The organism is Rhodococcus sp. DMU2021 (genome assembly GCF_019641445.1).
GTDB lineage: Bacteria > Actinomycetota > Actinomycetes > Mycobacteriales > Mycobacteriaceae > Rhodococcus > Rhodococcus pyridinivorans.
Genome location: NZ_JAIFKB010000020.1, coordinates 20,498 through 34,154, shown reverse-complemented (window position 1 = coordinate 34,154; position 13,657 = coordinate 20,498). Strand labels below are relative to the sequence as shown.

Here is a 13,657-nt window from a genome sequence, read left to right as displayed (position 1 = left end):
TATGCACTACGTCACCCGAAACAGTTCTCCGATCCCCTGTGTACGCCCTGCTGCGCGACGAAACCGTGCGGGACCGAGAAAGGCGAATCCTTGACAGCACAAGCAGATCTGCAGCAGATGTTGCAGATGGTCGTTTCCCAGCTCACCGGCCCCGGTGGCCGATTCGAAATCGTCGAAGAGGACGTGCGCGGCAACCGGATGCAGGTCATGCGCAACCGCGACCGCCGCATCGGCGACCTCGTCGCCGCGTCCCGGCAATGGGGCGACCGCGACTACCTCGTGACGGCCGATCGCCGCCTCTCGTTCAGCGCGCACGCCGACGCCGTCGCCGCCCTGGCGACCGTCCTGCGCGACGAGCACGGCGTGAAGAAGGGCGACCGCGTCGCGCTTCTCGCGGCCAACTCTCCCGAATGGATCATCACCTTCTGGGCCGCTCAGTGCCTGGGTGCAATTGCAGTGGGCCTGAACTCCTGGTGGACGCCGCCCGAGATCGCGTACGGCGTGAACCTGGTGCGGCCCAAGGTGATCGTCGCCGACGCCAAACGCGCCGCGTTGCTGGGGAGAGCGGGGGTCTCCGGGTTCGATCTGCTCACCACCGAGCAGGACGTGCCCCGGATCGTGGCCGCGGCGTCCGGCGCCGAACTGCCGTCGGCGGACGTGGAGGAGGACGATCCCGCGGTCATCCTGTTCACGAGCGGTACCAGTGGGCGTCCCAAGGGGGCACTGCACTCCCACCGCAACGTGCTCGCCGTCGTCGACTATCACCGATACTCCGACGCGCTGGTTGCCGCGATGCAGCAGCGCCCCTATGACGACTCGGTGCCCAACGACAACCGGTATCTCCTGACCTCACCGTTGTTCCACATCGCGAGCCTGCACAACCTTGCGGTGCCGCGACTCGCAACGGGAAGCGCCGCTGTCATGACGGAAGGCGGGTTCGACGTCGACAAGGTCTTCACGCTCATCGAGCGCGAGAGGGTGACCAACTGGGGTGCGGTGCCGACGATGGCTTCGCGCATGCTCGAGCACGAGAACACCGACAAGTACGACCTCGGCTCGCTCACTGCGTTCGCGCTGGCTTCTGCTCCGTCCTCCCCCGAGTTCAAGCAACGCCTGCAGGCGAAGTTCCCCTTCGCGCGACAGGCTCTGGTGGACAGCTATGGGCTGACCGAGTGCAGCACCGCGATCGCCATGGCGACGGCCCCGGAAATCGAGGCCTTCCCCGGAACCCTCGGCTCCCCCATCATCACGGTGAGCATGGAGATCCGCGATCCGTTCGGCGAACGGGTGCCCGACGGCACCGAGGGTGAGATCTGCGTCCGCAGTCCCTACGTAATGCTCGGCTACTGGGAGGATCCGGCCGCAACGGACGCGGCCATCACCCCGGAGGGATGGTTGCGTACCGGCGACTACGGCGCGATCGAGAACGGACGTCTGCGGCTCACGGGCCGACGGTCCGATCTCATCCTGCGCGGCGGCGAGAACGTCTATCCCACGGAGATCGAACAGTGCCTCGACGAGCACCCCGGCGTCGTCGAGAGCGCCGTGATCGGCGTGGACCACGAGGATCTGGGACAGGAGATCGCCGCCGTCGTCGTGCTGCGACCCGGCAGCACGATCACCGAGGACGAGTTGCGAGCCTTCTGCGCCGAGCGACTGGCCTACTACAAGGTCCCTACCGTCTGGCGGATCACGCAGGATCTGCTCCCCCGCAACGCGACCGGCAAGATCGTCCGACGCTCGATCACCGTCTGACCGGCGAACCCGTCGATCACTCGCCGAGCCCGAACAGCGACGTGGCGTTGTCGCGGCACACCGCGCGGATCCACTCGCTGTCGGGCGCGACGCGCTCGAGCACCTCGAGCTGGTGCAGATAGTCGTACGGAATGTTCGGAAAATCCGTGCCGAGCAGGATCTTCCGACGCAGCGCGTCGAGACGCGGCAGCTGATCCCTCGGGAAGGGTGTGTCCTCCTCGACGAAATCGGTGAACGCCATCGTCGTGTCGAGATACACCCGCTCGTACTGTTCCGCGAGGTCGAGGAACTCGCGGTACTCGGGCAGACCCATGTGCGCGACGATCACCGTCAGCTGCGGGTACCGGCGCATGAGTTCCTGCATCGGAGCCGGACCGGTGTACGTGCCGGGCGCCGGGCCCGACCCGCAGTGCACGACGATGGGCACGCCCGAGTCCTCGAGCAGGCCCCACACGTCGTCGAGGAGCGGATCGAGCGGCGAGTAATCGCCGACCTGGATGTGGGATTTGAACACGCGCGCGCCCGCCTCGATCGCCGACGCGACGTACTCCTTCGCCTCGGCCTCCGGGTAGAAGGTGGCGGTGTGGAGACAGTCGGGGGTCCGGGCCGCGAAGTCGGCCGCCCACGAGTTGAGCCACGCCGCCATCTCCGGCTTGTGCGGGTACAGCATGGCGGTGAACCGGCGTACCCCGAAGTCGCGGAGACGCGCGACGCGTTCCTCCTCGTCGTGCCGGTAGGTGATCGGCCAGGGCCGTCCGACGAGCGGGCCTGCGGAGTCGAAGTACGCCCAGACCTTGTCCATGACCTGGCGGGGCATGAAGTGCGTGTGGACGTCGATCAGGTGATCGAGACCGTGGGTGCTCCGAAAGCGTGCGACCGACTCGACTTCGTTCATGCCGCGACCCTATCCGGCGACCCTCAGCAGGGGTGACGTGAGTAGTTGATATTCGCTCCGGGAGATCGTTGTCACATACCCCCAGCAGGACAAAGGTTTGCCTTACCAATACTATGTGAAACTTGAATTACCGATCCGCGAGCGTCTTGGCGCATGTCAGCACGCCGTCCGACCCTTCCTCGGACGTCACCCCGTGAAACTGAATCTCAAGCGCCTGCTCCTCGCACCGGCCCTCGCCGGGGCGCTCGTCCTGACCGCCTGCGGTGACAGCGGTATCGACAGCGCCGACGCCGAGAACGGCGCGACCGTCACCATCGAGACCGTTCGCGGGAACGATGGTGTTCATCGTCGTCCTGCGCCGGATCGCGCTGAAGTCGTCGATCATCGTGCCGCTCGTCGGCATCATGCTCGGTGCCGTGGTCGGCTCGATCACCACTTTCCTCGCCGGCAACTTCGACCTGCTGCAGTCGATGTCGGCGTGGCGTTCGGGTGGCTTCAGCAGCGTGGTTCGCGGCTTCTACGAACCGCTGTGGGCGGTGCTCGCCGTCGCCGTCCTCGCCTATCTCCTCGCCGACCGGTTCACCATCGCCGGTCTCGGTAGAGACCTCGCCACCAACGTGGGGCTGAAGTACGAGCAGGTCGTCTTCCTCGGCGTCATGCTCGTCGCGATCGCCACCGGCGTCACTACCGTGGTGGTGGGCTTCATCCCGTTCCTCGGCCTGATCGTCCCGAATCTCGTGTCGATGATGCTCGGCGACGACATGCACAAGAACCTGCCCTGGGTCGCCGTCATCGGCGCCGGACTACTTCTCGCGTGCGATCTCGTCGGCCGCACGATCGTCGCCCCCATGGAGATTCCCGCGTCCGTCGTCCTCGGCGTCGTCGGCGCCGTCGTCTTCATCACTCTCGTTCTGAGGCAGCGTCGTCATGTCAGTGCTTGATTCCGTACGCGCCCGGGCCGTCCCGTCCGGCAAGGGTGAGCGCCGTCGCCTGTCGCCGGGAGTGCGCCTGGCCATCGTCGCCGCGATCGCCGCCGTAGCGGTCGCCTGCTATCTGTTCCTGTTCATCCGCGGCTCGTTCGACTTCACCTTCCCTCGCCGGCTCACCGTCCTGGGAGCCATGGTGGTCGCGGCGTTCGCGCACGGCATGGGGACCGTCGTGTTCCACACGGTCACCGACAACCGCATCCTCACGCCGTCCATCATCGGGTTCGATTCCCTGTACACGCTGATGCAGACGCTGACGGTCTTCTTCTTCGGAGCCACCGCGATCGCGACCTCCGAAGGCATCCCGAAGCTCGTCCTCCAGACCGGGCTCATGGTGGCACTGGCGACGCTGCTCTATCGCTGGTTGTTCTCCGGCCGTTTCGGCAGCCTGTTCCTGATGCTGCTCGTCGGCGTCGTACTCGGAATGGCGTTCGACAGTCTCTCGACGTTCATCCAGCGGGTGCTCTCCCCCACCGAGTACGACATGCTCTCGGTCGAGCTGATGGGTCGCCTGTCGTCCGTACCCGGCGACTATCTGCCCCTCGCGTTCGGCATCTGCATCGTCGTGGGGGTGATCCTGTGGCGCCGTCGCCACCGTCTCGATGCGCTGCTGCTCGGCCGCGACACCGCAACCAACATCGGTGTCGCCTACAAGCGCGAGTTGACGCTGATGCTCGTCCTCATCGCGCTGCTCGTGGCGTTCGCGACCGCATTGGCCGGGCCCATGACCTTCTTCGGCTTCCTCGTCGCCACCCTCGCCTACCAGATCGCCGGTTCGTACAAGCACCAGTACGTCATGCCCATGGCGTTCCTGCTCGGCGTGATCACCCTCGCCTTCGGCCAGTTCTTCATGCAGCACGTCTTCTACGCGGGCGGGTTCCTGACGGTGATCATCGAGTTCGTCGGCGGCATCCTGTTCCTGTTCATGCTCCTGAGAAAGGGAACGCTGTGATCGAGTTCCACGACGTCTCGATGTCGTACCAGGACAAGCGGGTCCTCGGACCCGTCTCCGGCACGATCCGCGAGGGCGGCATCACCTCCCTGATCGGACCGAACGGTGCCGGCAAGTCGACGCTCATGACGATCATCGGCCGACTGCTGCAACCCACCAGCGGCACCGTCACCGTGGGCGGACTCGACGTGCATTCCACGAAGACCCGGGAGCTGGCCAAGCATCTGTCGATCCTGCGGCAGGAGAACCACATCACCGCGCGCCTGACGGTCCGCGAACTGGTCGGCTTCGGTCGATTCCCGCACTGCCAGGGCAGACTCACCGCGGAAGACGTGCGGCACGTCGACGAGGCGATGGAATTCCTCAACCTCACCGACCTCGCAGACCGCTTCCTCGACCAGCTCTCCGGCGGTCAGCGGCAGCGCACCTTCGTGGCGATGGTGCTGGCACAGGACACCAAGTACGTGCTGCTCGACGAGCCGCTCAACAACCTCGACATGAAGCACGCCGTGCTGATGATGCGTCAGCTGCGGCGGGCAGCGGACGAACTGGGCAAGACGATCGTGCTCGTCATCCACGACGTGAACATCGCCGCCGCGTACTCCGATCACATCATCGCGTTGCGCGACGGCCTGATCGTCACCAGCGGCACGTCCGACGAGATCATGCGGGACGAGATCCTCACCGACGTGTTCGATACCCCCGTGACCGTCCACGCGATCAACGGGCAACCCACCGCGGTCTACGCGCGCTGAGCGGAACTTCGCTCAGAACAAGGTCAATTCGGCGTCGTCGGCGCACTTCGGCGGCTTGTGCGCGACCACGGGCGTGCTCGGCACCTCGATCGGTCCGGGCTGCGCCGCGATCTCGCGGGCGGCCTGGCCGGCGAGCGTGTCGGCCATCTCGTTGAAGTGGTTGCCGACGTGGCCGCGCACCCAGCGGAACCGCACCGGACCGGTGCGGTCGGTGAGCTCGCGGTCGATGGCGCGCACGAGTTCGAGGTTCTTCACCGGCGCGCCGGTGGCCGTCTTCCAACCCTTGCGCTTCCATCCGGGCAGCCATTCGGAGGCGCACTTGATCGCGTACTGCGAATCGGATTCGATGATCATCGGCTCGGCGCCGGGATGCGCGCGCAGTGCCTCGAGCACCGCCCGGAGCTCGGCGATCTGATTCGTGCCCGAACGCTCACCGCCCGACGCGCTGGGCCCCTCGTGATTGACCCACGCCCACCCGATGGCGCCACCGGGATTGCGAAGGCAGGATCCGTCGGTGCTCACGATGATCATGCGCCCGACCATAGCCGCACCCTCCGACACCACGAAAGTCGGCTCGAGCGCACAGAGTCGCGAAAGTCGGCTCCAGCGCACAGAGTACGGTAGGACGGTGACCGTGTCCGACGAGCGAGGCCGTCGCATCGCGAGCGTGGCGGACGAAGCACCCCTCGACACCCGCGTGCGCGTGCCGTGGCCGGTCGACGTGGTGCGCACCCTGCGCCCGCTGCAGCGCGGGCCGTGGGATCCGTGTCATCGCGTCGTCGCCGGCGCCGTCTGGCGTACCTCCCGGATGAACACCGGTGCCGTGACGTACCGACTCACCCAGGACGGTCCGCACGGCGCGCGGTGTCTGGCGTGGGGTCCGGGCGCATCCGAGTTGGTCGATCGGCTTCCGGCGCTGCTCGGCGCCGACGACGACCCGTCCGGCTTCGTACCCGAGCATCCCCTGCTCGTCGAGGCGCACCGACGCATGCCTGCCCTGCGCATCACCCGCACGGGCCGGGTGCTCGAATCCCTGGTGCCGGCCATCCTGGAACAGCGGGTGCACGGGGTGGCGGCGTTCGCGTCCTGGCGTCGTCTCGTCACGTGGTTCGGCGATCCGGCGCCCGGTCCGGCCCCGGAGGGCATGCGCGTGCCGCCCTCCGCGGCGACCTGGCGGACCGTGCCGTCCTGGGAGTTCCATCGGGCGAACGTCGACCCCGGCCGCGCACGCACTGTGGTGCGGTGCGCGCAGGTCGCCGACTCCCTCGAGCGCCTCGTGCATGAACCGGCCGCCGACGCCCGACGGAAGTTGCGGGTCGTGCCGGGGGTGGGCGTGTGGACGGCCGCGGAGGTCGCCCAGCGCGCGTTCGGCGACACCGATGCGCTTTCCGTCGGCGACTATCACCTCGCGAAGGTCGTCGGATGGGCGCTGCTCGGTACGCCCCTCGACGATCCCGGCATGATCGAATACCTCGAACCCCTGCGCCCGCAACGCTATCGGGCGGTTCGACTGATCGTGGAGTCCGGTGGGTACGCGCAGGTTCCGAAACGCGGCCCTCGCACCCCCATCACCGACCACCGTCGGCGGTGACGGGGTCTCGATCCACAGGGCCCGTAATCGTAGACTCGGTCACATGTCCGCCACCCACGACGCGGCCGGCCCCGATCGGCTCGGACACCTCCCGAGCTATCTGATGACCCTGGCGGCGCGACACGTGCATCGCGTCGTGTTCGACCGCCTCGATTCCGCCGATGCCCGAGGTCACCACTACCGGATCCTGGCCGCCCTCGAGGTACACGGTCCGTCCAGTCAGATCGACCTCGCCCGTCGCTGCGGACTCGATCGCAGCGACGTCGCCGCCGCCGTCGACGCACTCGTCGACCGGCGTTTCGTCGAACGAGCACCCGACCCGACCGATCGGCGACGCAACATCATCACCCTCCCCCAGCGCGGGCGCCGGCGACTGTTCGATCTCGACCGGATGCTCACCTCGGCGCAGGACGAGGCGTTCGCTCCCCTCGACGCGGCCGAACGCGCACAGCTCACCGCCATGCTGACCAGAATTGTCGAGTATCACACCAGGCCTGCGCCGATTTCCGCGCAGCAGTCGTAGGCTTGTAGAGGTGCATCCGGCGGAGATCCAGCCGTGAGCACGATCTACGAAAGGACCATCGGCGTGCAGGCCAAACCTTGCCGAGAATCGCGAGTCGTCAAGACCAGCAGGGTGTTTCCCAACGACGTCAACGACCACAACACGTTGTTCGGCGGGAAGCTGATGAGCGACATCGACATGACCGCGTCGATCTCGGCGACCCGTCACAGTCGTGCCTCGGTTGTGACGGCGTCGACCGATTCCGTGGCCTTCCTCGAACCCGTCCGTCCGTCCGATTCGGTGTGCCTCGAGTCGTTCGTGACGTGGACCGGACGTAGCTCGATGGAGGTCTTCGTCAAGGTCACCGCCGAAGATCTGCGCAGCGGGGAGCGGCGCATCGCCGCCACCGCCTTCCTCACCTTCGTCGCCGTCGACGACGGCGGTCGAACCATGCAGGTCCCACCGGTGCTACCCGAATCCGACGAGGAACGCAAGCTGAACGAGTCCGGTGACGAGCGGGCGGAGCACCGCCGCATGCACCGCGCGCAGAGTCAGGAGATGGCGAAGTATCTCACCACGAGCCGGCCGTGGTAGGTGCCTTCACCCGGTGAAGGTCCGTCAACGGCCCGTCGCGAAGGCCGGCGAGCAGCCTCGTGAGGTAGATCGGGCAGTGGGACACTGCGCGGACGACATTCGCAGCATCCTCGGGTGGTACGGCGTCGAGTCGCCGGCTCGCGTTCCGGAGGATCGGTCGTTGGAGCCGTGCCCAGGCCCGCTCACCGAGCACCCGCGCCGCTGCCGCCAACGGAAACTGCGCAATGAACGACAAGCCGATACGGAACTCCCTCCATGACAAACGTTTCCGACCGCGACTCGGACTGACAGCAGCCGGCGAACGTGCACGGCCATGGCGTTCGAGTTCGAACCCGACCTGTCCACGGAGGGAGTTCCCGACGATGTGGCAGGTGCCCCAGCCCGATGCGTCGAGTTCACGCTCGATACCGTCGGCGATTCCGCGGACCCGACCTCATGCACCCTGACACGTTCCCGACGACGAGAAAGGAGCATCGTGACCGAGTATTGGAATCACAACACGGTCTTCCACTCGGAGTTGCTCGCAGCGGTTCCGCACCGTGACAGCAGCGTCCTCGATATCGGCTGCGGCGACGGACTTCTCCTTCGGAAACTCGCCACGGCAGCTGCATCGGTCACCGGCATCGATTCGGATCACTCGGCTGTCGCCCGAGCGCGCGCACGCCTTGCCGACACCCCCGACGCGCACGTCGTCGAGGGAGATGTCCTCACCTCGTCGGAACTCGATGATCGGCGCTTCGACCTGATCACGTGCGTCGCCACCCTCCATCACATGCCGCTGATCATCGCGCTCGAACGCATGCGAGAACTTCTGGCCCCGGAAGGGAGCCTGTGCATCGTGGGGCTGTCTGCCAACAAGACCGTGATCGATCGGCTCGTCGCCGGGGCCCTTGTTCTTCCCGTTCGCGTAGCGAGCACCATCCACCGCGAATCCGGCTACCCCGGCATGACGACCGAACAACCCCGCGAGTCACTCGCCGATATCCGTCGCGCGGCCGCGATGGTGCTGCCCGGAAGCCGTATCCATCGACGCTTCTACTACCGCTACACGCTGGACTGGACCAAGCCCCTCTGAGGGAATCAGTGAAATCCCGGTGATCGGCGTCGAACTGTGGAAGTATCTCGACGACTCGACGCGAAGGGGGATCGCGTGTTCGACATCGAGCTTTCGGCAGGAACGATCGAGTACGAGGACACCGGTGGCGACGGACCGGTTCTCGTGTTCATCCACGGTCTACTGATGGACGGAACCGCGTGGCGAAACGTCGTGGAACAACTCCGCGGCACCTACCGCTGCATCGCGCCGACCTGGCCTCTCGGCTCGCACCGCATACCGATGCGCCCGGAGGCAGACCTCACCCTCGTCGGCATGGGCCATCTCATCGGGGAGTTCCTCGACGCTCTCGACCTGCGTGACGTCACGCTGATCCAGAACGATTGGGGCGGCGCCCAGGCCTTCTTCGCCGTGTCGAATCCCGAACGGGTCTCGCGACTCGTGCTCGCCGCGTGCGAGGCATTCGACAACTACCCTCCCGGCCCGGTGAAACGACTCCTGCCGCTGGTCAAGCTTCCGGGTGGGGTACGCCTGCTCATGGCGGTGCTCGGCACGAAGTTCGGCCGGCGTGGCCCCGGCACCTGGGGATGGATGAGCAAACGTCCGGTGCCCGGACCCGTCATGGACGCCTGGTTCCGCCCGGCCACCGTCGACCGGAACATCCGGCGTGATCTGGCCAAGTACGCACTCTCGGCCCCGCCCAAGCAACAGCTGCTCGAGATCGCTGCGAAAGCGGCGCAATTCTCCGGGCCGGTGCTGGTCGTGTGGGCCACCGAGGACCGCATGATGCCGCGCGATCACGGGCGACGCCTCGCCGAGGCCTTCCCCGACGCGCGGCTGGTCGAAATCGACGACAGCTACACCCTGCTGGCCGAAGACCAGCCCGAGAAGCTCACGGCGGCGATCGAAGAGTTCTTGACCGCCACAGCCCGCTGAGACGTCCCGCATCCGGATACGACTCGGCGGTTACAGCGCCCGCGCGATGATCTGCTTCATGACCTCGTTCGCGCCGGCGTAGATCCGCTGGACGCGCGCGTCCTCGTACATCCGCGCGATGAGGTATTCGCGCATGTAGCCGTAGCCGCCGTGCAACTGCACGCACCGGTCGATGACCTCGCACTGCTTGTCGGTCAGCCAGTACTTGACCATCGCGGCATCGGACGGATCGAGTTGGCCCTTCAGGTGCTGCTCGATGCAGTGGTCGAGGAAGATGCGGCAGGTGCGGGCGATGGTTTGACACTCGGCGAGTTCGAAGGCCGTGTTCTGGAACTCGAACAGGCTGTGCCCGAACGCCTGTCGCGCCTTGGTGTAGCGGACGGTCTCCTCGACGGCCCGGTCCATCGCACCGGCGGCCTGCGCGCCGATGATCAGACGTTCCTGCACGAGCTGTGCCATGAGCTGACCGAAGCCGAGACCTTCGGATTCGCCGAGCAGGTTCGTCACGGGCACGCGCACGTCGACGAACGACAGCTCGGAGGTGTCGGCGGCGTGCTGGCCGACCTTGTCGAGCACACGGCCCACCGAGAAGCCCGGGGCGTCACGGAGATCCACGATGAGCAGCGACACACCCTTGGCACCTGCCTTCGGGTCGGTTTTGACGGCGAGGACGATGACGTCGGCCGAAGAACCGTTGGTGATGAAGGTCTTCGAGCCGTTGACGACGTAGTGGTCGCCGTCGCGCACCGCGGTGGTCTTGATCGCTTTGAGGTCCGAACCCGCGCCGGGTTCGGTCATGCCGATGGCACCGAGGATCTCGCCGGTGGCCATGCCCGGCAGCCACGTCTTCTTCTGCTCCTCGTTGCCGTATTCGAGGATGTAGTGCGCGACGATGCCGCTGTGCACGGAGTTGCCGAACGCGAGATCGCCGGAGTAGCCCTGCGCGTCGAACACCGCGAGGTCGTGCGCGAAGGTACCGCCGCCACCCCCGTATTCCTCGGGGATCGAGCAGCACAGCAGACCGAGTTTGCCGGCCTCGAGCCACACCTCACGATCGATACGACGCTGCGAATCCCACTTCTCGGCCTTGCCCATGACCTCGCGATCGAAGAACTCGCGCGCGAGATCGTAGACGGCAGAGACCTCGTCGTCGTACCAGGAGGCGACGTGCTTCTTCGGCATCGGGTTCGGATTTCCTTTTCGCAGTGTTCGGTCGGAGTGGTCAGGATCCGCGCAGTTCGCGCTTGAGGAGCTTGCCGCTCTGGTTACGCGGCAGGACGTCGGTGAAGCGAACGGCCTTGGGCACCTTGAACGGTGCGAGGCGCTGCTTGACGTGGTCGATCAAGGTGGACTCGTCGAGCTCGTGACCGTCCTTGAGGACGACCACCGCGGTCACCGCTTCGATCCATTTCTCGTCCGGAGTACCGATCACCGCGACCTCCGCGACGGCCGAATGCGTGTAGATCGCGTCCTCGACCTCACGTGAGGCGACGAGGATGCCACCGGTGTTGATGACGTCCTTGATGCGATCGACGACGGTGATGAAGCCTTCGGCGTCGCGGGTGACGAGGTCGCCGGAGTGGAACCAGCCGTCGCGAAAGGCCTCCTCCGTCGCGGCGGGATTCTCCCAATAGCCCAGGCACAGTTGCGGTGAGCGGTACAGGATCTCACCGGGTTCACCGTCGGGGACGTCGTTGCCGTCGGCGTCGACGACGCGGGTTTCGACGAACAGCACGGCCCGGCCGCACGAGGCGGGACGCGCGTCGTGTTCCTCGGGGCGGAGGACGGTGGCGAGCGGACCGATCTCGGATTGGCCGAAACAGTTGTAGAAGCCGAGCTCCGGGTAGCGGCCGCGGAGTCGCTCGAGGACGGTGACGGGCATGATCGACGCTCCGTACTGCGCCTTGCGCAGCGACGACAGGTCGCGCTCGTCGAGGTCGGGATGGTTGGTCAGCGGCACCCACACCGTCGGGGCGAGGAACAGCGATCCGATGCGCTCCTCCTCCACCAGCCGCAGGATCTCGGCGACGTCGGGTGCGGGCAGCAGCCGCACGGTCGCACCGACCGCGAAGTACGGGATGAGGAAGACGTGCATCGCCGCGGAGTGGTAGAGCGGCATGCACACGAGCGGGTCGTCGCCGGCCGACAGGTCGAGCGCCTCGATCGACGACATGTATTCGAAGGTGAGCGCCTGGTGGGTCATCATGGCGCCCTTGGGCTTCGACGTCGTGCCCGAGGTGTAGAGGAGCTGGACGAGGTCGGTGTCGGCCACGGCGACGTCGAGCGCCGGCACGTCGCCGGTCTGCGCGACCGTCACCAGGGAGTCGTCGGCGTCGCGGAGCGGGACGACGGTCTCGGCCGGCACGTCGGCCAGGACGGCGTCGAGATTGTCGCGCAACACGGGGTCGACGAGCACGGCTTTCGCGCCCGACTGACCGAGCAGGTACGACAGTTCCTCGCCGCGCAGTGCGTAGTTGATCGGCACGTGCACCAGGCCGGCGCGGGCAGCGGCGAGATATCCGATCGCGTAGCCGTCGGAGTTGGTGCCGTAGGCGGCCACGCGGTCGCCCTTGGACAGGCCCAACGAGAGCAGGTGCGCAGCGGCACGGGTGACGGCGTCGTCGAGTTCCCGGTAGGTGAACTGCCGGTCGCCGAAGCGGAGTGCGACGCGGGCGGGATAGCGCGCGGCGGTGCGGTGGAGGATGCCGTCGACGGTGCTCTGACGCGGGTCGGGGGTCATGCAGTGAACTTTATAGGACGTCCAACCAACTAGTCCAGACCTAGCGATCGCTCGGGATCAGCGATCCTTCCAGACCGGTGCCCGCTTCTCGAGGAAGGCCGTCATCCCCTCCTGCGCGTCGTCGATCATCGCGTTCGACGCCATCGTCTCCGCCATTGCGGCATAGGCCGTCTCTTGCGGCAGATCGATCTGCCGGTAGAACGCCTCCTTGCCGATCCGTATCGTCTCGGGGGACGACGTGGCGATCTTCAGGGCGAGCTCGGTGGTCGCGGTCTCCAGCGTCTCCGGTTCGACGACGTAGTTCACCAGGCCCCAGTCGGCGGCGGTCTGCGCGTCGATGGTGTCGCCGGTCAGCAGCATCTGCAGCGCCCGCTTGCGGCCGATCGCGCGGCTGACCGCGACCATCGGCGTCGAGCAGAACAACCCGATCCGCACACCCGGGGTACCGAAGCGAGCGTCGCCGGCAGCGACGGCGAGATCGCACGCAGCGACGAGCTGGCATCCCGCCGCGAGCGCCGTGCCCTGCACCGATGCGATCACCGGTTGAGGGATCGACTGCACGGTCCGCATCATCTCGTTGCACGTCTCGAAGATCGCGCGTTCCTCGTCGAGCGTGCGTCCGATCATCTGCCGCAGGTCGTGCCCGGCCGAGAACACCGGGCCTTCCGCGCGGACCACGATCACCTTCGTGTCGGCCGCGAGCGCCGTCAGACCGGCGATGAGCTCGCGCATCGTCTCCACCGACAGCGGGTTGCGCTGCTCCGGGCGGTCGAGGGTGAGCACCCCGATACCGCTGGCCTCGTCGACAGCGATGAGCACAGGCGGGGGCAGGGTGTCGACGGCGTCGGGGCCGTCCGCAGAGCGATCCGTCACGTTCCCTTTCCTACACCACCGGCG

Annotated in this window: 15 protein-coding genes; 9 read left to right on the top strand and 6 right to left on the bottom strand. The window is 66.7% G+C overall.

The genetic code is table 11. From position 1 onward, the window contains the following. Positions 1–117 precede the first annotated feature (117 nt). Complete coding sequence (locus K3M35_RS22005) at positions 118–1,755, top strand: class I adenylate-forming enzyme family protein (RefSeq protein ID WP_174556303.1); 1,638 nt, start codon at positions 118–120, stop codon at positions 1,753–1,755. A gap of 16 nt (positions 1,756–1,771) precedes the next feature. Here the strand turns inward: K3M35_RS22005 and K3M35_RS22000 are convergent, their stop codons facing one another. Both K3M35_RS22000 and K3M35_RS21995 read right to left on the bottom strand, forming a co-directional pair. Beyond that, on the bottom strand, positions 1,772–2,650 hold the full coding sequence (locus tag K3M35_RS22000) for an amidohydrolase family protein (RefSeq protein ID WP_006551007.1): 879 nt from the start codon (positions 2,648–2,650) through the stop codon (positions 1,772–1,774). A 127-nt stretch (positions 2,651–2,777) separates the two neighbouring features. After that, the gene (locus tag K3M35_RS21995; protein WP_220666988.1) at positions 2,778–2,996 is read right to left on the bottom strand and encodes a hypothetical protein; all 219 of its coding nucleotides are present in this window, start codon (positions 2,994–2,996) and stop codon (positions 2,778–2,780) included. Here K3M35_RS21995 and K3M35_RS21990 point away from each other — a divergent pair. Genes K3M35_RS21990 through K3M35_RS21980 form a run of 3 tightly spaced genes read left to right on the top strand, consistent with a single transcriptional unit; the run spans position 2,986 to position 5,343 of the window. After that, a complete protein-coding gene (locus K3M35_RS21990; protein ID WP_308257102.1) occupies positions 2,986–3,591 on the top strand; it encodes an iron chelate uptake ABC transporter family permease subunit in 606 nt (201 codons plus the stop codon). The genes K3M35_RS21995 and K3M35_RS21990 overlap by 11 nt on opposite strands. Further along, positions 3,578–4,588, top strand: coding sequence for an iron chelate uptake ABC transporter family permease subunit (locus tag K3M35_RS21985; protein WP_230811174.1), 1,011 nt, complete (start codon positions 3,578–3,580; stop codon positions 4,586–4,588). The genes K3M35_RS21990 and K3M35_RS21985 overlap by 14 nt, the downstream gene beginning before the upstream one ends. Continuing rightward, the gene (locus tag K3M35_RS21980) at positions 4,585–5,343 is read left to right on the top strand and encodes an ABC transporter ATP-binding protein (RefSeq protein ID WP_033098433.1); all 759 of its coding nucleotides are present in this window, start codon (positions 4,585–4,587) and stop codon (positions 5,341–5,343) included. The genes K3M35_RS21985 and K3M35_RS21980 overlap by 4 nt, the downstream gene beginning before the upstream one ends. A 12-nt stretch (positions 5,344–5,355) precedes the next feature. Here the strand turns inward: K3M35_RS21980 and K3M35_RS21975 are convergent, their stop codons facing one another. Next, positions 5,356–5,874: a ribonuclease H gene (locus K3M35_RS21975; protein ID WP_033098456.1), complete on the bottom strand. Its 519-nt coding sequence runs from the start codon at positions 5,872–5,874 to the stop codon at positions 5,356–5,358. Between the two features lie 97 nt (positions 5,875–5,971). On the opposite strand from K3M35_RS21975, the gene K3M35_RS21970 reads away from it, so the two are divergent. From K3M35_RS21970 to K3M35_RS21950, 5 genes are all read left to right on the top strand, one after another. After that, entirely contained in the window at positions 5,972–6,934 is a 963-nt protein-coding gene (locus K3M35_RS21970) for a DNA-3-methyladenine glycosylase 2 family protein (RefSeq protein WP_220666971.1), read from the top strand. Positions 6,935–6,977: 43 nt separating this feature from the next. After that, the gene (locus tag K3M35_RS21965) at positions 6,978–7,457 is read left to right on the top strand and encodes a MarR family winged helix-turn-helix transcriptional regulator (protein ID WP_039586507.1); all 480 of its coding nucleotides are present in this window, start codon (positions 6,978–6,980) and stop codon (positions 7,455–7,457) included. Between the two features lie 33 nt (positions 7,458–7,490). After that, on the top strand, positions 7,491–8,030 hold the full coding sequence (locus K3M35_RS21960) for an acyl-CoA thioesterase (protein ID WP_019290767.1): 540 nt from the start codon (positions 7,491–7,493) through the stop codon (positions 8,028–8,030). Positions 8,031–8,505: 475 nt separating this feature from the next. Continuing rightward, positions 8,506–9,105, top strand: a complete 600-nt coding sequence (locus K3M35_RS21955; protein ID WP_084222359.1) for a bifunctional 2-polyprenyl-6-hydroxyphenol methylase/3-demethylubiquinol 3-O-methyltransferase UbiG — start codon at positions 8,506–8,508, stop codon at positions 9,103–9,105. 75 nt (positions 9,106–9,180) lie between these two features. After that, a complete protein-coding gene (locus K3M35_RS21950; RefSeq protein WP_033098434.1) occupies positions 9,181–10,020 on the top strand; it encodes an alpha/beta fold hydrolase in 840 nt (279 codons plus the stop codon). Positions 10,021–10,050: 30 nt separating this feature from the next. Here the strand turns inward: K3M35_RS21950 and K3M35_RS21945 are convergent, their stop codons facing one another. From K3M35_RS21945 to K3M35_RS21935, 3 genes are read right to left on the bottom strand one after another with little or no spacing between them, the layout of a single operon-like run. After that, entirely contained in the window at positions 10,051–11,202 is a 1,152-nt protein-coding gene (locus tag K3M35_RS21945) for an acyl-CoA dehydrogenase family protein (RefSeq protein ID WP_006551018.1), read from the bottom strand. 40 nt (positions 11,203–11,242) lie between these two features. Beyond that, the gene (locus K3M35_RS21940; protein WP_220666970.1) at positions 11,243–12,760 is read right to left on the bottom strand and encodes an acyl-CoA synthetase; all 1,518 of its coding nucleotides are present in this window, start codon (positions 12,758–12,760) and stop codon (positions 11,243–11,245) included. Between the two features lie 57 nt (positions 12,761–12,817). Then, positions 12,818–13,633 carry an enoyl-CoA hydratase gene (locus tag K3M35_RS21935; RefSeq protein ID WP_308257101.1) on the bottom strand — a complete coding sequence of 272 codons (816 nt, stop codon included), beginning with the start codon at positions 13,631–13,633 and terminating at the stop codon, positions 12,818–12,820. Positions 13,634–13,657: the final 24 nt, after the last annotated feature.